This window comes from Arthrobacter sp. efr-133-TYG-118, from assembly GCF_030209755.1.
In the GTDB taxonomy this organism is placed as follows: Bacteria; Actinomycetota; Actinomycetes; order Actinomycetales; family Micrococcaceae; genus Arthrobacter.
Map to the genome: position 1 here is coordinate 107663 of NZ_JARVRH010000002.1, position 21768 is coordinate 129430.

The window sequence follows — 21768 nt, forward strand, 5'->3', positions numbered from 1 at the left end:
CAATCATAGGCGGAGTTGGGCGTCAGAGCTGGGGCGGATTCCTGACACAGCCCGATGGAACTGCTTCTCAGTCGGATTCCTCAGGAACGTCTGCGGACCGGTCGCCGCGCCGGATGATGCCCATTTGCTCGAGCTGGGCCGACATCCCTGCACCGTCTGGAGAGTAGATCCACGGGACCCCCGGGGTGGGCTGAGCCGGGGACTTCGATCGCCCGCCGGCGAGCACCGCCTCGCCGACGGAAAGCTGGCGGATCGCGATGGCCCTGACGTTCTGCGGATGGCGTTGGGCGAACTCGGCGTAGATGGCCTCGTCGTGCTGTCCGTCATCACCAACCAGTAGCCACTTAACGCCGGGGAACTCAGCCGCGAGGCGTTCCAGAGATGTCCTCTTGTGCTCCTTGCCGCTGCGGAACCAGCGGTCAGGCGTGGGACCCCAGTCGGTCAGGAGCTTGGGACCGGCGGGATACAAATTGCGGGACAGGAACCGCGATAGGGTCGGTGCGACATTCCAGGCTCCGGTCGACAGATACACCACGGGAGCCGAGGGCGCCGTCCTTACGATCCGCTCGTACAACACAGCCATGCCCGGCGTCGGGGTCCTCGCGTGTTCGTCGAGGACGAAAGTGTTCCAGGCGGCTAGGAACGGACGGGGCAGCGTGGTGACCATCACGGTGTCGTCGATGTCGGAGACGACACCGAAGTCTGCATCGTCAGCGACGATCCGCACTGGAGCCTCCACGATGCTGGATCCCCCGGATTGCAGGGTGATCGTATGCCAGCCGGCGTCGAGGGCTACGGGGATATGCGCGTCGACCACGCCTCCGCGGTCCGCTTCGACGTCATGGACAGTGCCTGCGACTGTCACGCGCACGGCGGCGTGTGCCACGGGCGCACTCGTGAAATTGCGCCAGCCGCGCATTCCATCCTGCAATGGTCTGAGTGCACTTGCCTGAGCGCCAGTCCCGGTGTCCCGCGCGTCACTGCGGACAACGCGCGCCAACACCCGGACCCAGGAAGTGGTGCCGTAACCGGTGTAAGGGATGACGGTCTCCACCCGACCGCGCTGGATAGCGAGTCGCGTCTGGAACCTGAGCCAGGCATCGTCGAGTCTCAGGGCGAGATGGCGGCGCGCACGGCTCGGCAGCGTCGGGCTCCCGCTGTCAACGCTGTCGGACAGGGCGCGCGGCTTCACAGGGAGGGGACACATGCGTCCAGTCTTACATGGTCACTCTCCACGCCTACTCACAGGCCGTGCGCCAACCGGCAGGCTTGCCGGCACCCAGCCGGGCCGCCGGCCCGAATGGAATCCGTACCCCGCACGGAGTCTGCCGCGCGCGGCAGGAGCCTTTCTCCCGACGTGGATTCGCCGTAAAGTCCGCGGTAGGCTCCGTCTTGGCCGTGTAAATGAACACTTGGAGGCTTTTCCCATGTCGCGAATCATGCGGTTCGACCACGTCGGTGTCACCGTTCAGGACCTCGACCACGTGACGGCGTTCTTCGTTGGACTCGGGCTCGAGGTCGAGGGCCGGACGTTCGTGGAGGGCGAGTTCATCGACACCGTCATAGCCATCCCAGATTCCCGTACGGAGATCGTCATGCTGCGGACACCTGACGGAGGAACAGGGGTGGAGCTATCCAGCTTCGTCAGGCCGGACCCCGAGCCGGGATCACCCGCCGCGATGGCCAACGAACTCGGGCTGCGCAGCCTGTCCTTCGAAGTTGACGATCTTCAGGCGCACGTCGACAGGCTGGCCGCGGAGGGATACGGGTTGGTCGGTGGCATCGGCCAGTATGAGGGAGCCTGGCGCATGGCCTACGTGCGAGGTCCAGAGGGAATCATCGTCGCCCTGGCCGAGCGGATCAACTGACACGGCGGCTTGTAGTCGCGTCGCCGCGTCACGCCGAGCAGGTTTTCGGCGCCCCCAACGGACTGCGAGCCCGGGATTCCGGGGTTTCGGAGCAGTGTGGGCGCCAAAAAGGTGCGTGGCGTGACGCGGCGCCGAGTGCTACGGCAGGATCGCGTCGGCTTCGACTTCGACCAGAAGGTCGTCTGCTGCCAGGGCGCCGACCTCGACGACGGCGGTCACGGGACGGATGTCGCCGAAGATTTCACCGTGGACGGCGCCAACGGCGTCGAAATCTGCAATGTCAGTGAGCAAACCAGGACGCTGGCATGATCCTGGGCGGAATGACGGACCGACAACCATCCACCGAGGGCAGATGCGGACGGTGCCCGTAATGATGTTGGGCGGTGAGGGACAGCCCTCTGTCCGCGTTTTGTGGACTGAGGACGGTCAGGAGCAGACGAAGGAGTTCCATGTTGGGTGACCACCAAAAGTCAATCGCACCCTGCCTCTGAAAGCATCGGGAGGCCGCGATACTCCTGATTAAGGGTCATCGACTTATCGATGGCGGAATGTGGCTCGGAGGACCTGGAAGGCGATTCTGTCGCGTCGGTGGTCGGTAACCGTCCTTGACGGCCACCACCACAACGGAGATCTGCAAAAGCCCAGGCGCAATGATCGATGCCGGGTTGCTGATCGTAGGCTCCCGCTGGTCATCTCAGTTACGACCCATCCTTGCAGGGCATCTTTGCGAAGGAGCGCATGCCCTTTTATGGCGTGGGATTTGTACCTACCAGCATGGGTTTGATGTCTATCCGGCTGCTCTTGATTGGGCGTTCCAAGGTATGCCTGCGCCATTCGGGCTCGAATCTGTTGCGCGGAACATTTCGCGGGCGCCGTCAGATTGAGCTGGTGAGTTTCAACGGCGAATCTCTTGGCTGATTTCCGAGCTTGGGGACGCAACCCTGGGGTTCACACCTCGGATGTGACTTTCGGCGGTGGAAGAAGGCTTTGTAGTATGACCGACAACTTCGAAGGGGACGATGTCAATGAGTGAATCCGGTATGTTCAGGGCGCGAGGTACGGATCAGGCGGGGTCCGGCGATCCGTTGAATTTCTGGTTGGGAGTTGAGGCGTTCTCGCCCCAGGCTGTTCCGGCGAGGTCTCGTTCACGCAACGAGGTGCCGTTTGTTGCTGATTACGGCGCTGGGATGGTCTTGCCGTGGAGCCTCGAGGCGGAGTGGCCTGCGGCCCGCAAGGGGTATGTGTGGCAGCACGTGGTGTATCTCGGTGTTTTTGATCTGGAGTCAGCGTGGGATGTTCTTGAACCTGTACCGGTTGAGGATTTCGATGCTCGCCCGGCGCCCCGGAGCGCGGTGGCGATGGTCAATGTGGACGCGGACGGCACCCTGATCCAGGGCAGCGCAGTCTTGTCGCAGTGTGTTTGGGCGGCAGGCCGTCATCGCAAGCGCAGTCGCCTTGATGATGTGTTTGCTGATTTCGCCACTGATGAGGCCAGGTGGCTTGAGGGCCTAGACGATCTGGTTCTTGCCCGGGGTATCGGAGTTGGTGCGGATTCGGCTGAGGGCTTTGCCAGCCGCCCGGTTTCTCTTGACGATCTTCGGGTTGTTCTTGGCTTGTCCTTGGAGACGACAGGGACAGCGGGGCTGCTCACCTTGGATGGGGATCCTGTTGGCGTGATCCGGGTTCAGAGCGAGCAGATCTTGTTGAAGAAGCGCGAGCTGGAGGCGGAACCGGGGTTTCTGAACAGTCTCTTCTCGGCCGACCTTTACCGATTGTCCCGCCAGTTGAGGCTTTCCGGTGCCACGGTCCAGTACCTGGGTCGGCATGGTGGAGCGCGGAAGACCGATGTGCGCCAGGAGCTGGCCACGGTCTATGAATCGGTGGCCCCATGCATGGTTCCTGATGGGCGGTGGCCAAGCAACCCAGAGCATTCGTTGGCCTTATCGCAGCAGTTTGCGGTGAACCGTGCGCTGGCGGATCTCGACGGCGGGGAAGGCGTCTTCTCTGTCAATGGGCCACCCGGGACCGGGAAAACTACGATGTTGCGGGACATGATCGCGGGATTGGTGACCCGTCGTGCTGTCACGTTGGCCGCCTTCACCGACCCAGCAGGGGCGTTCGTGGCCCGGCATCAGCTGAAATCAAACACAAAGTACTCGCGCACGGTCCACGAACTGCATCCGAGCTTGCGCGGATTCGAGATGGTGATTGCCTCGTCCAACAACGGTGCAGTTGAGAACATCAGCTTGGAGATTCCCTGGAAAGACGGCGACGTCATTGCCGAGGAGTTCCAGGACAACACGGCGTACTTCGCACGCATCGCCACCGAACTGCTGAATGACGGGACCCGCAAGGACCAGCAGAAGGATGAGCCCAAGAAGCAAGCATGGGGGCTAGTCTCCGCGAAACTCGGGAATTCCAAGAACAGGACAGCCTTCATTTCGACCGCCTTGCACGGTGACAGAGAACCACGCGCAGACGGTGACGCTGTCCCGGGGCTCGTACAGCTTTTGGAGAACCCACCCGGACCACACGTCTCTAGTTGGGCCGAGGCCAGGGCATCGTTCCTGGCGGCCAAGGCCAAGGTTGACCGGCTCAGGGCGGCTCGGCAGACATGCCATGAGGGCTTCCGGGACGTACCGGCGCTGCGTGCGGAGATAGCGGAGTTGGAACAGGTCCTCACTTCCGACAAGGAAATGCTCACCGCTCAGGAAGAACTCATCATCGGGCAGGCCCAGGAGCTTGCGGAGCTCCACCGGCTGGAGGCAACGAGGCAGACCGAACTTGAGGTCCATACCGCAGCCAAGCCCGGACTGCTGGAACAGATCCGTACTTCCGGTGATGTCATGACGCAGTGGAGGGACAGACACGACCGGCTCAGCGCCGAGATTGACCATATCCGCCGTTCCATCGCGGGTCTGAAGATGATCTTTGCCAACTCGCGTACCGCGTGCGAAGGGCTGCGGGGGCGCTATCAGCAAACCCAGACGAAACTGAGCCACCGCCAAGAGCAGGACAAAGAGTATCAAGCGCAGACAGGCGGATCGCAGCCTGTGGATGACTGGTTCGACTCGGCAAGCTCGTCACGGGAGAAGTCATCACCCTGGCTGGATGAAGAATTCAACCGGGCACGCTCGAAGTTGTTCTTGCACGCACTGAAATTGCATGAAGCGTTCATCTACGACCAGCGAACGGCCATGCGCCAAAACCTCCTCGCAGTTCAAGACGTGCTCAAAAGCGATGTGCCCGCCGAAGCAGCGGCAAAGGTGGTCAGGCATGCGTGGGAAGCCTTGTTCATGGTCGTACCAACGATCACAACAACCTTCGCATCCGTTCCACGCCTATTTGCCTCGCTTAAGGATGAACAGCTTGGCTGGCTCTTCGTGGACGAAGCTGGCCAAGCCGCGCCACAGCACGCACTCTGCGGTATCGCACGTGTCCGCCGTGCAGTCCTGGTAGGTGATCCCCTGCAGCTCACCCCGGTGGTGACCTTGCCGGAAAAGTACCAGACGCGGTTGCTGGAAATCACCGGGACCAGCCAGCAATGGCTGCCGGCCCATAATCCGGCCCAGATGCTTGCCGACCGCCACACAAGGTACGGGACAACCATCCAGCCCCCAGGCGGTGATGAGCTGTGGGTTGGGGCCCCGCTGCGGGTACACAGGCGCTGCGACAACCCGATGTTCGACGTCGTAAACGAGGAAGTCTACGGCGGACTCATGATCCACGGCGAAAAAGAACCACACAAGGCATTCCCTAAAGACAGCCCAGTCCAGGCACCGGGCTCTGCCTGGTTCGACGTGCAGACCGGCCAATGGAACGGGCACGCTTCACCCCAAGAACTCACCAGACTGGACGAGCTCCTCGCTGCCATGCAGCGGGCCGGCTACAACATGGACGACATCCTCATCGTCTCGCCCTTCCGCGACACAGCAAACGGCATCGTCGGGGTCGCCAAGCAGTACGGGATTGACACCAGCACACGGTCCGGCACGGTCCACCGTGCACAGGGGAAGGAAGCCAGCATCGTCATCGTCGTCCTCGGCGGCAAAACCCGAGGCGCACGCAACTGGGCCGTCGGAACACCTAACCTCTTCAACGTCGTCGTCAGCCGCGCCAAACGACGCCTCTACATCATCGGCGACCACCGACACTGGACCGAGCTGCCATACTTCAAAGCTCTCGCTCCACGGGTGCAAGTCCACCACCAAGAGCAAGCACCTTCGGACCTCTTCAGGCCCTTAGAAGATGGCACGGCTGAACATGGTGAGGCTCCGGAAGACATGGCATTGGAACCCACCAACTACCCGACTCCCTATCCGGCGCAAACGATCGAATACGACGATCTAGCCGTGGAGCCCTTGGGCGGCTCAATTGAGAAAGAACTCTGGGACCCTGAACGCGAACCAGCTGAGGGTCCGGATCGACATGGGAAGGAATGGGAACACTCCGACTACGAAGCCCTCATCACCGGTATCCGATATGGCTACAGCGACGACGAACTCGCGATCCACGTTCGGCGAAGCATTGGAGGAATCCGGGCACGCGCGCCATGGCTCCTTCCAGAGGGAACGGAAGTCAGCAGCCGGAAAGATGCACTCGAGAAGCTCCGTGAAGCCGCCGCCGAAGAATCCTTCGACTGGCAGACCCACGTACGCGAATCCCATATCGGCAATCAGAAAGCTCTCTGGGACCCCGCAGCGGACCACGCGCTTCGTACTGCTTGGGAAACCGGGGCACCGATGCTTCCCGCGCTCTCCAAAGCCCTTGAGATAGACGAAGAGTCCATCGCCCGGAGACTCCTGACACATGGCTACGCCCCGAATAGGTACTCGGTCGTCGACCGTCTCGGATGCACGCCAGGAAGCGCCCTCGACGTAAACGCCCGGCTGGCGAGAGACAAAGCAGCGGCCCTGATTTGGGTCCTCACCGTCATCGACGAGCACGGAACAATCCAGCACCTCTCACTGCACCCCAACCAAGAGACCGCATTCGATGCGAAAGACTCACTGGAACCTGGCGAAGGTCAGCGGAACGACTGGGAATGGATGGTCGCGCAACGCGTCGTCGGTGAAGGGTCAACCAGGTCCTCGACTACCGGACAATACGCCAAGGCAACACGTTCCTGGGACATACCTGGAACGAGCGAAGGGAAACGCTCAGTGCCGTGAAGTCTCTCATAAATAGCTCTGACCGTTACAGCCGGTCTAATCCTGAATGATTGTGGAACTGTCTGAATAACGGTGTGTGGGGTCTGGCCTGATCCGAAAGGAGACGGCCGTGTCAGAGTCCACGACCGAGATGACAGGGGTGATGATCGATCCTGTGACGGGAGAGATCATCGATCAGAAGGAGCTTGCGGAGCGGTTGCTCGCGCAGGCCAAGGAGCAGGGCGTGAGCCTGGTGGGCCCGGGCGGGCTGCTGAACCAGCTTACGAGGAATGTGCTGGAGACCGCGCTGGAAGCGGAACTGACCGAGCACCTCGGGCACGAGCATGGCCAGACGCCGATCGCAGCCAACATGCGCAACGGCACCAGGTCCAAGACCGTGTTGACCGAGATCGGCCTGGTCGAGATTGACGTGCCCGGGACCGGGACGGGTCTTTCGAGGCATGATCGTGCCCAAGCGGAAGCGGCGTTTGGACGGGATCGACCGGATCGTGCTCTCGCTGTCCGCCCGGGGGCTGACCACCGGGGAAATCGCCGCGCACTTCGAGGAGGTCTACGGGGCCAGGGTCTCCAAAGACGCCATCAGCCGCATCACGGAGAAGGTTGTGGGCGAACTCGCGGAGTGGTCTGCCCGACCGTTGGATCCGGTCTATCCGGTGCTCTTCGTGGACGCGGTCGTCGTCAAGGTCCGTGACGGGCAGGTGCGCAACACCCCGTTCTATGTCGTCATGGGCGTCACCGTGAACGGGGAGCGGGAGATCCTGGGCATCTGGGCCGGCGACGGCGGCGAGGGTGCCCGGTTCTGGCTGCAGGTCTTCTCCGAGCTGAAGAACCGGGGCGTGGACCATGTGTTGATCGCCGTTTGCAACGGGCTCAAGGGCCTGCAGGAGGCGACCACGACCACGTGGGGGCGAACGGTGGTGCAGCAGTGCATCGTGTACCTGATCCGCAACAGCTGCCGCTACGCCGGACGCCAGCACCGCGACGGCATCGTCAAGGCCCTCAATCCGGTCTACACCGCCCCGTCCGAGCAAGCCGCGAAAGACCGGTTCGCCGAGTTCACGGCCGAGCGGGGTCAGCGGTATCCGGCCATCGTGCGGCTCTGGCAAAACGTCGGGTAAGCGTCGATTTGGTCCAAAAACAGTGAAACGAAAAGCCCTCCATCCCCACGTTTCCGCAGGTCGGAGGGCCTTCACTGTATCGCTAAACTGTGGAGCTAAGGAGATTCGAACTCCTGACCTCTTCGATGCGAACGAAGCGCTCTACCAACTGAGCTATAGCCCCTGGTCAAACGTGCGTTGCCAGTGTCCCTAGGCTACAAACTATCTTCGCGCTTTGCCAACCAAGACTCGAACGTGTCTGTTCCCGTCCGCTCGCCCGGCACCACATTCAGTCCGTTCCGAAGATATTTGCCCATCGCTCCCGGCAACGGCACCTCCACGATCCGCCCGGCATCTCCCGTAGCTTTTCGCCAGATCTCAGCGAGTTCACGCATGGTCCGGATGTCCGGTCCGCCGATGGTTCGTGTCCGGTGTCGCTCTGGAGACGGCGCCCCGAGTACCTCCGAAAGCAACTCGGACGCCACATCCGACGGTGAAATCGTTTGAAAGCGTGCGCCCTTGAAGACCGGGATGAGGCGAACCTTCGCCGCGGCCTCGAACACCGCCGTCACGAGGCTGTGGAACTGGGTAGCCCGCACAACCACCGTCTCAAGCGCCGAACTCGCGTAGACCCGCTCTTTCCGGGCTTTGGAGACATAGAATGCCGCATCACTCTTGTCGCAGTTGATGATCGAGAGGAGAACCGCCTTGCGGACTCCGGCACCGGCCGCCGCGCCGAGCAGGCGCGCGCCGCCGTCGGCAAAATTCTTGCGGGCCTTCCCGAACTGCCCTTCCAAGCAATCAATCACGACGTCGGCCCCCTGCAGGGCTTCCGCCAGCCCGCCGCCTGTGGTGACATCAGCCTGAAAGTAGCGGGCGCCGTCGTGATGGACTGGTGACGTGCCCGACGGCGGGTGGCGGCTCAGGACCGTCACGTCCAGTCCGGCGTCGAGCGCCAAACGGACGACTTCACGGCCCACCTGTCCCGTGCCCCCTGCGACGCAGACCGTAGTCAAGGGAGGCTATGCCCGGCGGCGCTGCAAAACGTCGTCGAGGTTGCTAAGGGCGCTCTGAGGTTTGCCGTGCTGTGCCTGGACCGACGGGCCCGTGGAAGGCGCGCTGGCCGGCTTCAATGTCGGCTTGCCGAGGGGCTTGGGAGCCTCAGGCAGGTCGAGGGGTTCGGGTGCCGGCCGGGGCGCCTTGGCGGCGTCGACGTATGCTGGTTTGGGAACGTCCACCGGCTCCCATTCAGATTCCTTGGATTCCGCCGTAAACCGGACCGTGTTGTCGCCAGCGGCGACGGCAACGTTGAGGGCCGCCTGCCGAAGTTCGACGGCGGTCAGGCGCGTCGCCTCATGGGCGTGGGCTTCCGCGTCGAAGATCTTGGTAGCCGGGCGGTCCGATGCCGGAGGACTCACGCGGGGACTCTCGGCTGTGGGACCCATTGCGCTGCGGAAGGCCCTGTTCATCTTCGCCCGGCGGTCCCTGATGGCCAGCTGGCGAAGCAGGAAGACGGTCCCGACCACGCCGACGATGGACACCACTGGCAGCCAACCCGAAACGAGGCCAAGAATGCGCAGCACGCCGGAAACGGCTGCCGTGAGCAGTAGGAGGAGACCGGCGAGAGCAAGAGCGCACCGCCCGTATCTGACTTTGAAGACCGCTGTATCCGATGCAGCATCACGCCGTTCGCCGGCGTCGGCCGATACCTCGGGCAATGCGGTTGCGGTGCTCTGCATGGTTTCCATTGCTTTCTCCTGCCGAGGGGTGATTGACAGAACCACCCCGGCTTGCAGTTCATGAGCGTCTTCATCGATAACATCCGCTGGAATGTCACCGGCCACTTGGACGTGGTGGCGACGATTCCGCAGTATGTATGGCGCAACCCAAACAATCCACAGCGCGACAGCAATGACCAATATCACCGAGCTGCTGAGAGGGAAGTCCACAATCAAAACCGTAGAAGCAAATACGCAGAGGCCACCGCATTGCCCGCGGTGTGTCGTCGGAGAGTCGGCAAATCAATGGATTTACCGGCTCCCGTTCACCCAAACGGACTAGTTGGCTCCGCGTCCCAGCCAAGCAGCCAGCAAGCCCCCGGGGACCTCCTCCGAGGTCAAGGCAAAGCTTCGATGGTCAGCCCACTCGCCGTTGATGTGAAGGAAACGCTCACGGCGCCCTTCGTCGCGGAATCCCAGCTTCTCAACCACCCGTAGGCTCGGCCCGTTCTCGGGCCTGATGTTGATTTCCATCCGGTGCAGTCCAAGGGCCTCAAAGCAATGGTCGGTCGCCATTGCAACCGCAGTGGGAGCTATTCCGCGACCGGCCCGAGCCTGGTCGACCCAATAGCCAAGCGTGGCCGTCATAGCCGACCCCCACATAATCGAGGAGACCGTGAGCTGCCCGACGATCCTGGGCTCCAGGAACCCGGGAATACGCTCCGTGATCACAAATGGAAGGGCACTCGCTTGCCGTGCCTGCGCGTTAAGGGAAGCCACCATCTGCCGGTAGTTCGGCAGGCGGCCACCAGGGGCCGGGTTGGAGGCTTCCCAGGGCGCCAGCCAATCACTATTGCGTGACCGGACCTCGGTCCATTCCTTCTTGTCCCGGTAGTGAATGGGACGCAAGATGAGGTCCCCACTCTCCAGCGTCACCGGCCAAATGGCCGACCCCCACACAAGACCTACTTGCTGAGGCCGGCGGCAAAGCCCGGAAGCCACTCTCGCAGGCCGGGTCCGAGGTCTTCGCTGTCGCACGCAAGCTGGACGCAGGCTTTGAGGTAGCTGAGCTTGTCCCCGGTGTCGTACCGGCGACCGCGGAAGACGACTCCGTAGACGCCGCTGCCTTCGCCCTGTCCGGCAGCGAGTACCTGAAGCGCATCCGTCAGTTGGATCTCGCCTCCGCGGCCCGGCTCGGTTTTCTCGAGAACGTCGAAAACCGAGGGGTGAAGCACGTAACGGCCAATCACGGCCAAGTTGGACGGAGCCTCATCGACAGCTGGCTTTTCCACAAGTTGCTTGATGCGGACGTAGCCGTCCTCGCCGATATCCTCGATGTCCGCGCAGCCGTAGGCGCTGATCTGGGAGGGCTCGACTTCGATGAGGGCTACAACGGATCCACCGGTTTTGTGCTGGACCTCGATCATGTCGCTGAGGAGCGTGTCCCGGGCGTCGATGAGGTCGTCACCGAGAAGAACGGCGAATGGTTCGTACCCGACGTGCTGCTTTGCACGCAACACTGCGTGCCCCAGCCCCTTGGGGTCGCCCTGGCGGACGTAGTGAATGTCGCCGAGGTTGCTGGTAGCCTGCACCGAGTCCAGCTTGGTGGTGTCTCCCTTGGCCTCCAGAGTCGCTTCCAAAGCCGGAACCCGGTCGAAGTGATCTTCCAACGCACGCTTGTTGCGGCCTGTGATCATGAGGATGTCATTGAGTCCCACGCTCACGGCTTCTTCGACAACATATTGGATGGCCGGCTTGTCGACTACCGGGAGCATCTCTTTGGGCATGGCTTTTGTAGCAGGCAGAAACCGGGTGCCGAGCCCGGCAACAGGGATAACGGCCTTGCGGACGGCGCAGTTATTGGAAGTCACCGGACTAATCTAACGGAAGGAACTGGACAATGGGCAAAAGGGAACGTGCTGGACTGGAGAGAATCCACCGCTCCTTCCCCATCTTCGGAGCCGCACAGCAGCGAGAACTGGAGCAAAAGTGACTTTGAAAGACGATATCCGACGGGACAACCGGAAGCGCCGGCTCACCCTGACCGGACAACAGCGCGCTGACGCTGGAACGGGGATTGCCCTCCATGGCCTCTCGTGGGCGGATGCGGTTGCCCAGGGGAAACCCTCGACTTTTGCGGCCTATGTCGGAGTGGCTGCAGAGCCGCCTACACTGCCCTTGCTTGCGGCGCTCCATGCCGCCGGGCACAGGATCCTTCTTCCCGTCTGTGAACCGGAACGGCGTCTGAGCTGGGTCTATTGGACACCAGAGACAACATTTGTCCGCTCGTTGTACGCCCCGATTGACGAGCCCCTGGGCGAACGATTCGACAGCGACGTCATCAAGGATGCGGCTGGAATCTTCCTCCCGGCCACCGCCGTCGATGAAGGCGGAAACCGTATCGGCCAAGGGGGCGGTTACTACGACCGGCTCCTCGACAAGCTCGACGCCGACGGGCAGCGTCCGCCGGCTGTCGCCGTTGTATATGACCGCGAAGTGCTGCCCGCGGGGACGATCCCGGCCGAACCGTTCGACAGGCCCGTTGCGGAGGCACTTACCCCATATCGGATCGTCCGGCTGGTTCCGGTCGATTGACCGGGGTTTCCGACCTGTTTACTCTGGCACATTCTGTGGTAGCGGCCCCGACTCCGGATGATAGAATTGGCACTCAGGCCCTGGGACTGCTAATGGTCGGAACAATCCGCCTTAGCACCACAGGACCTGTAGCTCGTCCCGGAGGAGGATCACCAGTGCCCACATATGCCTATGCCTGCAAAGACTGCGGACATGCCTTTGACATCGTTCAGGCTTTCACGGACAGCTCCCTGTCCGACTGCCCTGAATGCCAAGGGTCGTTGCGCAAGAAGTTCAACAGCGTGGGCGTCGTCTTCAAGGGATCGGGCTTCTACCGCACCGACTCCCGGGACTCCAAGGGAAGCACCGTTTCGGCCGCTCCCGCCGCACCGGCTGCGTCTCCGGCTCCAGCATCGGTTCCGGCGGCTGCCGCGAGCTGACTGCCGCTTCCAACTGCCCTCGGTTTTCCACATAGCTCACCGTTTTCCACATAGCTCGACCGGGCCCTGCCGCGGGCCTGCGTGCCCGGTTAGCGTGGCACCATGCCAGCAACCCCGAGCGTATCCAAAGGCTCCACGTCCGCCGGACCTTCGTCGATTCCGCGCGATAGACTCCTCGCGCCGATCAACAGGGTCCGCACCGCCCGTCTTCAGCCCGGCCCCTTCAAGGCTGGCGGACGCCTGGGCGCTCCCGCGGGACAATCCAGGCACCGCAGCTTCGGTAACTGGCTAAACCGCAACCGCCGCCTCGCAGTGGCACTCCTGCTATGCGTGGCCGTCGGGATCATCGTCCATCAACTGACTCCGGCTTCGGAGCAGCGAGCCACGGTCCTGGCCGCCGCGCGGGATCTTCCTGCCGGGTCCACTTTGACGGATTCCGACCTCAAACCCCTCGAAGTCCTTCCTGACGGAGTTCCAGCCGGCGCGCTCACCTCCGGGGCTGGATATGGCGGAAAGCAGCTTGCCTCGCCCCTGCAGAGGGGGCAGATCCCCACAGACGCCCAACTCCTGGGACCGGGCCTGCTGACCGGCACCGCACCCTCGACGGCGGCCGTTCCACTTCGCATGGCCGATCCCGCTTCAATTCAGCTCATCTCGCCGGGCCAGTTGGTCAACGTGGTGCTCACCGCCGCAGATGGACTTGACGGGCCCGGCAAGAAATCCGAGCTGCTGGCAGCTGCGGTCCCGGTTTTGTGGACGTCCGCCCAAGGAGGCACGGCAAGCCAATGGTTGGGCACGAACGAGGCGGACGGCCTCGTTGTTGTCGCTGCCACTCCGCAACAGGCCGAAATTCTCGCCGGAGCTTCGACCCGTGGGAAACTGTTCTTTGTACTCGTCAATCCCTCTGACAAGCGGCAGATCCAGACCCCGGCCGGATAGTCACGACCATGATGGAACGTTCAGCCCCAGTGCGGGGGCCTTTGCTCCTTCAGCCAGGCATCGTGGTCGTAGCCAGGCTCATCACCCCAACGGCGTGGATCATCTTCGGAGGCTTTCTTGGGCAGAATGCTTTCTCCCGCCTGCTTCCGCTCCGGCGCGGGCTTCACTTTTGTTTTCTCCTGCTCGTCCAACCCGGTGTCAACGCCTACCTCATCGGCACCGGTGTCCGCGGGGTGCTTGGATTGAGTGCTTTTGCTTTCCGCCATTGCGCTTCCTTAGGGGATGGCCGGCCCCGAGCCAAGGCCTTGCGTACCGCCGGGCCGGGCCGCGGCCGGGTCCGCCTGACTGTTCAGTTCCAATTGTTCAACATCGATGTCCAGGAATCCATCCTGGACGGCACCATACGAGGGTGCTACCGGCTTCTCCAGTCCCAGATAGGATCCGATGCGATCAGCGCAGGACGAGGGATCCGTGAATACTTCGATGGTCCACAGGGACATGTAACGCCAGCCAAGGCGTTCCAGGAGCTGGGGCCGGAGCCTGCTGCGCTCCCTGACGCTCATGCGGCGGTATCGTTCCGTGCCATCCGACTCAATGGCCACAGGGGTGGGCATTTCGGTGTCATCACGGCCTATGGTGTGCACGGGATCGGCCGCCGCGGCGATGTCCAAGGCTCCGTCATAGTGGTGCCACACCCGAGCTCCACGGGCACGGAGTCGCTCGCCCAGATCCGCTACCAAGGGATCTTCACCGAGCGCTTGCTCGCTGGCCGCGGCCCTGGTGGCTGGTGTTCCCAGATCCGAATTCCCGGACAGTTCACGGTCAAGGAGTTCATGGAAATCAACGGCGCCGTGAGCCAACCTGTCCAGATCGAGGTCCTCCGGACGGAAGCAGCTCAGGACGTGCAACGATCTCCGGGAGCGGGTCATTGCCAAGGCAAATTTGTTTCGGCCGCCTTCGACGGACAGGGGCCCGAAACTGTGCAGCGCCCGGCCGTGCGGAGTGCGTCCGAAGCCCAGGGAGAAGATGATGTGGTCGCGGACCAGTCCTTGCGCGCGCTCCAAATCCACCACGCGGAAGGACTCCGCACCGGCGTTGAAGAAACCCGACAACAGCGGATAGTTAGGAAGCTGGAGCCTGATGGCTTCGCCGATCCTAGCGGCATGGCGCAGGCTTGCGGTGACCACGGCGAGCGACGTACGCGGCCTAAGGCTGGCGTGTTGAAACACCAGGTCAACAACGCGGTTCACTTCGGCGGCGACCGATTCAACACCTTCGTGATCCGCCCCCGGCAGGCCGGTACCATCCGGGATGTATTCAACTACTACCGAGCGGTCCAGCCCTGTTACAGATTGGCCGTCCGGCAGCCGGCGCAGGCCGCCGTTGTAGTAGTTCTTGCTCAGCTGGAGCACGAGATCTTCGTCAACCGCGCGATACACCCAGTTCAACTGCCACGCGGGCAGGACCCGGGCCAAGGCGCTGAATGCACTGTCTACTGTGTCTTGGCTCGCGGCACCGGCCATGGGAGGCTCCACGGCAACGCTGAAGGTGCGGGCATTGGCGATCTTTGCGTCACCAAAGGCAACCACTTGCTGGGCTCGGGCGATGGCCGGCAGCACGGCCTGCAAGGATGTACTCTCGGCATCGAGAATCACCACCGCATCGAACTTCTGCTCTGCAGGCAAGAGGCTGGTCAGCAGGTACGGACTGATGGACCACACGGGAACCAAGCGGGAGACAAGGGCAGGCGCCTGGGCGCTGAGCGCCGAGAGGGTAACGCGGCCATCCTTGATCAGGTTCCGCAGGAGCTCCGATTGGCGAGGATGTTCAGCGATTCCAGCCCGCCACATTTCGGCGAGTCTCCATCGCAGCCGGGCGGCTCCGCTGGCAATGTGCGCGTGGTCTGCCAGGCGATACTCCGCTTCGAGACGGCGGAGGGAATCGCCGTCGGACATGGCGAGGTAGTCGTCACCACTGATCATCGCCTCCAGGGCGGACTGCCACCAGGCAAGGTCCAGTTCTGCGGCAACGCATTCGGCAGGCACTTCGCGTTCAGCCAAGTCAGCGAGAAGCTCGGCGAGTCCATGCTCGCGCATATTCTCGACCAGAAGCGTGCGCTCCGGGAGCGTTTCCAGGGTTCCCGTGTCGGCCACAAGGCTCTCAAGACGCTGCATGAGATCTTCGTAACGGGTCGCGTGGAGGTCGCCGCCGCCGGCAGTGTGTTTGAGGCAATCGCCCAGACGGCGGAGATCCCGGTCCAGTTCGCGGTAGCTGGCGCCCAGGTCCGCCAGTCCGGAGGGCACTGCCGGATGGCGCTGTGTGGTCGCGTACTGGGCCCACAGTGCCCGCTGTTCCTGAACGAGCGCCAAGGAGCTGTGCAGATCCGCAATGTGGACACCGGGCCGGACATACTCCTTTGCCACGCGACGCAAGCGGGAGCGCTGCATCGAAGGCATCTCGACTCCCCGCTCACGACGCCAAGTGGAGGTAGCGGTAGCCGAAATCAGATCGTGGACTGGCCGGTCAAAAATATCCGGGGTGAATTTGTCCAGGCTTTCCCGTACCGCCATCAAGAGCTCAAGCTGCGCGCCCCATTCGGCGAAGTTCGCCCCAAGCCGGATTTCGGAGTGCTCCGCAACCTGGTTCATACGCTCCCGCAACCGAGGAAGCTGTTCGGCGGCACTACTGGCCAGTTGCTGGGCTTCCTCGGTCTCCTTGCGGGTGACCAGGCGTGCCCCGTACCAGGGGCTCGACGTCGATGCACGGCTGAAGCTGCCAAGCTCGGCAGCGCGTCGGAGTCTTTCAGCCAGCTCAGCCCGGTCTTTGATATTGTCCAGCACGCTGCGCTTCAAGCGCACCGTCGTTGCAGGGGCAGGCTGGATCGAGGTCAGCTCCGCGAGCGACTGCATTGCCTGATAGGGCGAGCATCCCCAGCGCTGGCGTACATTGTGCAAAGACGCGACATGGTCCATGAGGGCATGGCGGTGCTCGGTCAGAGTCTTGTGGAGATTCGCAAGTTGCGGCTCCAGCGACTTTTCGTTGCGGATGATCGCGCTGACCAGCTGCCCCTTGAGCTGCTGAGGCGTGGCACCATTGCCCGGCCTGAACAGCATCGATTCAAGGCCCAGGGCTTCAAAATGGGCCGCCAGACCGTTGAGGCTCGCCCGCCGGTCGCCGACGACAAGCACCGATTTTCCCTCATTGACGAGGGCACCGATGGCATTGATGGCCGTCTGGGTCTGGCCGCTGCCTGGCGGGGTGCTCACCACCAGCGAATCGCCTGCCCGCACGGCATCCACGACGTACTGCTGATCTGAGTCCGCATCCAGGAGCAGCGATTCTTCGGCGGGGTCGCGCTCGTCGAGGTTCGGGAACCGTCCGGACTTGATCGGTTCGGGTTCCACGTCCCCGCCGTTGGCCGCTTCAAACAGGGAAGCCACGATGCTGCTGTTCTCGTTGATCCAGGGATCTTCCAAGTTCCCGGACAGATCCGCCAACGTCGTTATGAGGAGATTGGGGGTTACTTCGGCACCGTGGATCGGTTGCACCAGCGTCGCCAGTCGCTCAAGGACCGGCTGTGGATCAAGGCGCGCGGTGTTGTACGCCATACGGCTCACTGCGTTGACATCAAAGACAATTCCATGGACGGTCTTCAAATGCCGGACCAACGCGGGGTTGATGCCCGCCTGCTCAGTGAGTTGCAGCTCGTAGTCATCTTCGCCCGGCCGCGCCGTGAGTGAGATGGCGGCCAACATAACAGGGGCGGAAACTCGTTGGGGTTTTCCTCCGACCGCCGACGTCCACACGACCGTGCCGCAGGACAGATAACCGGCGTCGATCCCCCGGTCGTTTCCTAGTTCGAAAATCTTGGAGCGAAGGTTCCTGGCGGCGCGCGCGGCAACAAGATACTGCTGGCGATCCCGGATCAGGGTGGAAAGCCGGGTTCGACGCCCGGCGAGGAGCTGTGCCAGGCCTGAGGGGTGGCCGTTGCTAAGGTCGATCGACCCTTCCGGCGTCTTGACGAAGCGCAGCATGGTGTCTGCGCCAGTCACGGGCTTGAGCCCGGACAGCCATTTCCGGAGCTCTACTGAGCTCTCTTCGTGGCTTTGACCTACTGACACCGCTGCCTTCTTTTCTGTTATAGCTCGAGACGACTTGGACCAAATCGGCATACTTTCGAGGGTAGCGGGAATCGACCGGCAGTCCGCACCGCAACACTGGTGGAAAGGCAAATTGCCCCTGATTTCAGGGGAAATACAAAGTGACCGGCCCTTCGAACAGGGGCCGGTCACTCAGAATGCTATTCCCACTCGATGGTTCCCGGCGGCTTGCTGGTGACATCCAGTACCACGCGGTTGACCCCGTCAACCTCGTTGGTGATCCTGTTGGAGATCCGGGCGAGGAGGTCATACGGGAGCCTCGACCAGTCGGCGGTCATGGCGTCCTCGGAGGAAACGGGACGCAGTACGATCGGGTGCCCGTAGGTGCGGCCGTCGCCCTGCACGCCTACGCTGCGAACGTCGGCCAGCAGTACGACAGGCATCTGCCAGACCTCGTTGTCGAGTCCGGCTGCAGTGAGTTCGGCCCGTGCGATGGCGTCTGCCTTGCGAAGCAGGTCGAGTCGTTCCTTGTTCACTTCCCCGACAATGCGGATACCCAGGCCGGGTCCGGGGAACGGCTGGCGTCCGACGATTTCCTGCGGCAAGCCGAGCTGCGCGCCCACGGCACGAACCTCGTCCTTGAACAGGGCGCGGAGCGGTTCAACGAGTTCGAACTGCAGGTCCTCGGGCAGGCCGCCCACGTTGTGGTGGCTCTTGATGTTCGCGGCACCTTCGCCGCCGCCGGATTCGACGACGTCCGGGTACAGGGTGCCCTGCACGAGGAACTTGATGCTCTCGCCTTCGGACGCAGCTGCGGCGATGATGGCCCGCTCTGCTTCCTCGAACGCACGAATGAACTCGCGGCCGATGATCTTACGCTTGGTCTCGGGATCGCTGACCCCGGCCAGGGCGGACAGGAATCGCTCCTGCTCGTTGGCGACATAGAGTTTGACTCCGGTTGCGGCAACGAAGTCACGCTCGACCTGTTCGGCTTCGCCTTCGCGCAGCAAGCCGTGGTCCACGAATACACAGGTCAGTTGATCGCCCACGGCGCGCTGCACGAGGGCTGCGGCCACGGCCGAGTCGACGCCGCCGGAGAGGCCGCAGATGACCTTGGAGTCGCCGATCTGCCGGCGGATCCGGTCCACCTGCTCTTCGAGGATGTTGCCGGTGGTCCAGTTCGGCTTCAGGCCGGCTCCGTTGAACAGGAAGTTCTCCAGAACCTGCTGTCCGTGGACAGAGTGCTTTACTTCCGGGTGCCACTGCACGCCGTAGAGATGCTTCTCTTCGTTCGCGAAAGCAGCCACAGGTGCGCCCGCAGTGGTCGCCAGGACCTCGAAGCCTTCAGGAGCCTCATGAACGGAGTCTCCGTGGCTCATCCAGGTGTTCTGGGAGTCCGGAAGACCCGCAAGGATGGAGCGCGCCTCGCCAACTGTGGTGGCCTCGGTGGCGCCATACTCCCGCAAACCGGTCTGCGCGACCTTGCCGCCGAGCGCGTTCGCCATGGCCTGGAAGCCGTAGCAAATACCGAAGACCGGGACGCCGGCCTCGAAAAGGTCCGCGCCAACCCTCGGGGCACCCTCGGCATAAACGCTTGAAGGTCCGCCGGAGAGGATGATCGCTGCCGGGTTCTTGGCCAGAAGCTGCTCGGTGGTGAACGTGTGCGGAACAATTTCCGAGTACACATTCGCTTCACGGACGCGGCGGGCAATCAGCTGCGCGTACTGGGCACCGTAGTCAACAACCAGCACCGGCTTCTGGGAAGTCTGAGCTTCAGAACTGAAGGGTGCGGTGGGAGTAGTCACCGTAACAGCGTACTTTGCCGGGATGCCCCGGTGCACCTTGAAACCGGTCGTGAAGCTCGGAAACCAGCCCGAAAACTGTCGGACGTTAGCGATCTCACAATGCCCGCCGGGGCGCGCCCGTCAGTAGCGCTTGGAAGCCTGCGGATTCGCGGCGAGCTCCATCTCTACCTCCGAGTGGAACTTCTTCTCCACGATGAAGGACATGAGAGGGACAACGCCGCCCAAGGCGAGCAGGATGAGCTTCGTGAAGGGCCAGCGCATGAGCGACCACAAGCGGAAGTCCGAGATGAGGTACAGCACGTACATCCAGCCATGGACGATCAGGACGCCCACGGAGACATTGACGCCGCCAAGGACCGCCTTGGACTCAGCATCGGCGAATCCGAAACCGAACGGCTGGCCAGTGATTGCGTTGGTCCCGCCGGCGAAGAGATACACACCGAACACATAGCGCGCAACGAGCTCGGCGCACAGGAGCAGCAGCATGGTGCCGGTGAGGTAGGCCATGACTTTATAGAACTTCAGGGCCGAGCGGATCTGGGCCGTCGTTCCGCCGAAGCGGCGTTTCTTGGCCGCGCTTGGCTTTGCGGCAGATTCTCCGGACTGTTCGGGCTGGATGGCCGGTTTGGGCTCAATCATGGCTTTACCTGTTCTGGCTTGGTAATTGCTGGCAAATCGTCTGACGGGAAATCGTCGTCGGGTTCTTCCTCGTCTTCTTCGAGGGTGCGCCGGTAGTCATCGGCCACCATGCGCCACCAAATGTAGAGGGCGAATCCTGCAAAGACCACCCATTCCACGGAGTAGAAAAGGTTGAGCCAGTTGATCTGTTGGTTGGGGGGCTGGGCCGGGATATTCAAAGGCTTCAGCTGCGAAGGAAGTGCGAGGGTCTTGCCCGCCGATACTTCCGAGGTAGCGGCGACGAAGCCGGGATAGCTTGAGACTTCCCACGTGTTGATGAGTTCCGCGACGGAAACCGCAGACGCGCGGCCCGCTCCGGCGTCGACGTTTGGCACTGGTGCCTCGGACGGCAGGAGCCGTCCGGTCAGTTCAATGGTGCCCGACGGCGGCGGCCCGGCTTGTGCGGGATCGGCGACCCAGCCGCGGGCCACGGGGATCCAGGTCTTCGCGGATGCGCCGACGCCGTGGAGGACGGGGGCGCCGTCGACAGCAAACGCGGTCACTACCCAGTACCCTTTTTGCCCGGCGAGCAACCGGCCCTCCACAAGGACCTGCTTGGCTGGATCGTAACTACCTTTGGCGCTGACCATTTGGTCTGATGCCGAACCTGGGAAGAACGTTCCGGGCTGCAATTCCCCGGTAAGCGGCTTGACTTGCTCCACCGCGGGGTCGTCAACCGGGACGTCGCTCTGGGTGGATCTGCCGAACTGCCACTGGCTGAGCAGCACAAACACCCCGGAGAGCAGGAGCGCGAAGACAAGTCCTGCGATCCAGCGGGGCTTCAGAGCGGTTTTCAACACCCCTTAACCGTACTTCGTCAAGCTGTAGAACAGCTAAACGAAAGGGCCTGCCCCTCCTAGTGGTCGAAGAACACCAGGCTGGAGTTGATCAGTTCGGCGATGACTTCGGGATCGTGGGCGCGCCGGAGGGATTCCCTGAACGATTCCTTGGACAGAGAGCGGGCTAAGGTCGCGAGGACTTCCAAGTGGTCCGAGAATGAACTGGCGGGGGTGGCGATGAGCAGGACCAGGGTTGCCGGTCCGTCGCTTGCGCCGAAGTCCAAGGAGTGTCCGAACTTCGTGACACCAACAGCGATGGAGACCCGGGAGACAAACTCGCTGCGGGCATGCGGAAGGCCAATGCCGCCCGGCAGCCCGGTGGCAAGTTGGTGTTCACGGGAGTTGACGACTTCGAGGAAGCCTTCAAGGTCCGTGATGCGCCCGGCGGCGTACAGCCTTTCCGCGAGCTGCCCCGCGGCATCTGTTTTGTCGACCGCTTCCATCTCCAGGATGACGGTCTCGGGCGTCGTCAGTTCGGCATCATACGGGTCCAGTGGTTCCGCCAAGTCGTTTCCCTCCAGTGTGCCCAGCCAACCCGG

17 protein-coding genes, 1 tRNA gene and 1 pseudogene are annotated in these 21768 nt (G+C 62.6%); 6 read left to right on the forward strand and 13 right to left on the reverse strand.

From position 1 onward, the window contains the following. Positions 1 to 67: 67 nt before the first annotated feature. Positions 68 to 1207, reverse strand: coding sequence for an App1 family protein phosphatidate phosphatase (locus tag QRN59_RS01375; protein WP_284980759.1), 1140 nt, complete (start codon positions 1205 to 1207; stop codon positions 68 to 70). Positions 1208 to 1427: 220 nt separating this feature from the next. Between QRN59_RS01375 and QRN59_RS01380 the strand changes: the two genes are divergently transcribed. Continuing rightward, the gene (locus tag QRN59_RS01380; RefSeq protein WP_284980760.1) at positions 1428 to 1868 is read left to right on the forward strand and encodes a VOC family protein; all 441 of its coding nucleotides are present in this window, start codon (positions 1428 to 1430) and stop codon (positions 1866 to 1868) included. Between the two features lie 138 nt (positions 1869 to 2006). On the opposite strand, the gene QRN59_RS01385 is transcribed toward QRN59_RS01380, so the two are convergent. Continuing rightward, entirely contained in the window at positions 2007 to 2159 is a 153-nt protein-coding gene (locus QRN59_RS01385) for a Rid family hydrolase (protein ID WP_284980761.1), read from the reverse strand. A gap of 734 nt (positions 2160 to 2893) precedes the next feature. On the opposite strand from QRN59_RS01385, the gene QRN59_RS01390 reads away from it, so the two are divergent. Both QRN59_RS01390 and QRN59_RS01400 read left to right on the forward strand, forming a co-directional pair. Continuing rightward, positions 2894 to 7039, forward strand: a complete 4146-nt coding sequence (locus tag QRN59_RS01390) for a DEAD/DEAH box helicase (RefSeq protein WP_284980762.1) — start codon at positions 2894 to 2896, stop codon at positions 7037 to 7039. 142 nt (positions 7040 to 7181) lie between these two features. Beyond that, positions 7182 to 8148 (forward strand): annotated as a pseudogene (locus tag QRN59_RS01400) (IS256 family transposase); the annotation flags it as partial. A gap of 99 nt (positions 8149 to 8247) precedes the next feature. Here QRN59_RS01400 and QRN59_RS01405 read toward each other — a convergent pair. The 5 genes from QRN59_RS01405 to galU form a co-directional block, all read right to left on the reverse strand. Continuing rightward, a tRNA-Ala gene (locus tag QRN59_RS01405) sits at positions 8248 to 8320 on the reverse strand. Positions 8321 to 8351: 31 nt separating this feature from the next. Then, positions 8352 to 9152, reverse strand: coding sequence for an SDR family oxidoreductase (locus QRN59_RS01410; protein WP_284980764.1), 801 nt, complete (start codon positions 9150 to 9152; stop codon positions 8352 to 8354). A 6-nt stretch (positions 9153 to 9158) separates the two neighbouring features. Beyond that, the gene (locus QRN59_RS01415) at positions 9159 to 9884 is read right to left on the reverse strand and encodes a hypothetical protein (RefSeq protein ID WP_350225208.1); all 726 of its coding nucleotides are present in this window, start codon (positions 9882 to 9884) and stop codon (positions 9159 to 9161) included. 309 nt (positions 9885 to 10193) lie between these two features. Continuing rightward, a complete protein-coding gene (locus QRN59_RS01420; protein WP_284980765.1) occupies positions 10194 to 10814 on the reverse strand; it encodes a GNAT family N-acetyltransferase in 621 nt (206 codons plus the stop codon). A 5-nt stretch (positions 10815 to 10819) separates the two neighbouring features. Continuing rightward, positions 10820 to 11725: a UTP--glucose-1-phosphate uridylyltransferase GalU gene (gene galU / locus QRN59_RS01425; RefSeq protein WP_284980766.1), complete on the reverse strand. Its 906-nt coding sequence runs from the start codon at positions 11723 to 11725 to the stop codon at positions 10820 to 10822. 118 nt (positions 11726 to 11843) lie between these two features. Between galU and QRN59_RS01430 the strand changes: the two genes are divergently transcribed. The 3 genes from QRN59_RS01430 to cpaB all read left to right on the forward strand — a co-directional run bounded on the left by QRN59_RS01430 (position 11844) and on the right by cpaB (position 13807). After that, positions 11844 to 12449, forward strand: coding sequence for a 5-formyltetrahydrofolate cyclo-ligase (locus QRN59_RS01430; RefSeq protein ID WP_284980767.1), 606 nt, complete (start codon positions 11844 to 11846; stop codon positions 12447 to 12449). Positions 12450 to 12604: 155 nt separating this feature from the next. Further along, complete coding sequence (locus tag QRN59_RS01435; RefSeq protein WP_059387425.1) at positions 12605 to 12868, forward strand: FmdB family zinc ribbon protein; 264 nt, start codon at positions 12605 to 12607, stop codon at positions 12866 to 12868. 102 nt (positions 12869 to 12970) lie between these two features. Beyond that, positions 12971 to 13807, forward strand: coding sequence for a Flp pilus assembly protein CpaB (cpaB, locus tag QRN59_RS01440; RefSeq protein ID WP_350225209.1), 837 nt, complete (start codon positions 12971 to 12973; stop codon positions 13805 to 13807). Positions 13808 to 13827: 20 nt separating this feature from the next. Here the strand turns inward: cpaB and QRN59_RS24600 are convergent, their stop codons facing one another. The 6 genes from QRN59_RS24600 to QRN59_RS01465 all read right to left on the reverse strand — a co-directional run bounded on the left by QRN59_RS24600 (position 13828) and on the right by QRN59_RS01465 (position 21735). Beyond that, positions 13828 to 14073: a hypothetical protein gene (locus QRN59_RS24600; protein WP_502871006.1), complete on the reverse strand. Its 246-nt coding sequence runs from the start codon at positions 14071 to 14073 to the stop codon at positions 13828 to 13830. 9 nt (positions 14074 to 14082) lie between these two features. After that, positions 14083 to 17979 (reverse strand): AAA family ATPase, encoded by a 3897-nt coding sequence (locus tag QRN59_RS01445; protein ID WP_502871007.1) that lies wholly within the window; start codon positions 17977 to 17979, stop codon positions 14083 to 14085. A gap of 128 nt (positions 17980 to 18107) precedes the next feature. Then, complete coding sequence (guaA, locus tag QRN59_RS01450; RefSeq protein ID WP_284980768.1) at positions 18108 to 19712, reverse strand: glutamine-hydrolyzing GMP synthase; 1605 nt, start codon at positions 19710 to 19712, stop codon at positions 18108 to 18110. A 120-nt stretch (positions 19713 to 19832) separates the two neighbouring features. After that, positions 19833 to 20351: a DUF3817 domain-containing protein gene (locus tag QRN59_RS01455; RefSeq protein ID WP_284980769.1), complete on the reverse strand. Its 519-nt coding sequence runs from the start codon at positions 20349 to 20351 to the stop codon at positions 19833 to 19835. Next, complete coding sequence (locus tag QRN59_RS01460) at positions 20348 to 21190, reverse strand: SURF1 family protein (RefSeq protein ID WP_284980770.1); 843 nt, start codon at positions 21188 to 21190, stop codon at positions 20348 to 20350. The genes QRN59_RS01455 and QRN59_RS01460 overlap by 4 nt, the downstream gene beginning before the upstream one ends. A 56-nt stretch (positions 21191 to 21246) precedes the next feature. After that, positions 21247 to 21735: a PTS sugar transporter subunit IIA gene (locus tag QRN59_RS01465; RefSeq protein ID WP_236812181.1), complete on the reverse strand. Its 489-nt coding sequence runs from the start codon at positions 21733 to 21735 to the stop codon at positions 21247 to 21249. Positions 21736 to 21768: the final 33 nt, after the last annotated feature.

Coding starts and splice junctions, on each gene's coding strand:
- QRN59_RS01375 (WP_284980759.1), bottom strand. CDS start 1,207: ATGTGTCCCCTCCCTGTGAAGCCGCGCGCCCTGTCCGACAGCGTTGAC.
- QRN59_RS01380 (WP_284980760.1), top strand. CDS start 1,428: ATGTCGCGAATCATGCGGTTCGACCACGTCGGTGTCACCGTTCAGGAC.
- QRN59_RS01390 (WP_284980762.1), top strand. CDS start 2,894: ATGAGTGAATCCGGTATGTTCAGGGCGCGAGGTACGGATCAGGCGGGG.
- QRN59_RS01415 (WP_350225208.1), bottom strand. CDS start 9,884: ATGGAAACCATGCAGAGCACCGCAACCGCATTGCCCGAGGTATCGGCC.
- cpaB (WP_350225209.1), top strand. CDS start 12,971: ATGCCAGCAACCCCGAGCGTATCCAAAGGCTCCACGTCCGCCGGACCT.
- QRN59_RS24600 (WP_502871006.1), bottom strand. CDS start 14,073: ATGGCGGAAAGCAAAAGCACTCAATCCAAGCACCCCGCGGACACCGGT.
- QRN59_RS01445 (WP_502871007.1), bottom strand. CDS start 17,979: ATGCCGATTTGGTCCAAGTCGTCTCGAGCTATAACAGAAAAGAAGGCA.
- QRN59_RS01455 (WP_284980769.1), bottom strand. CDS start 20,351: ATGATTGAGCCCAAACCGGCCATCCAGCCCGAACAGTCCGGAGAATCT.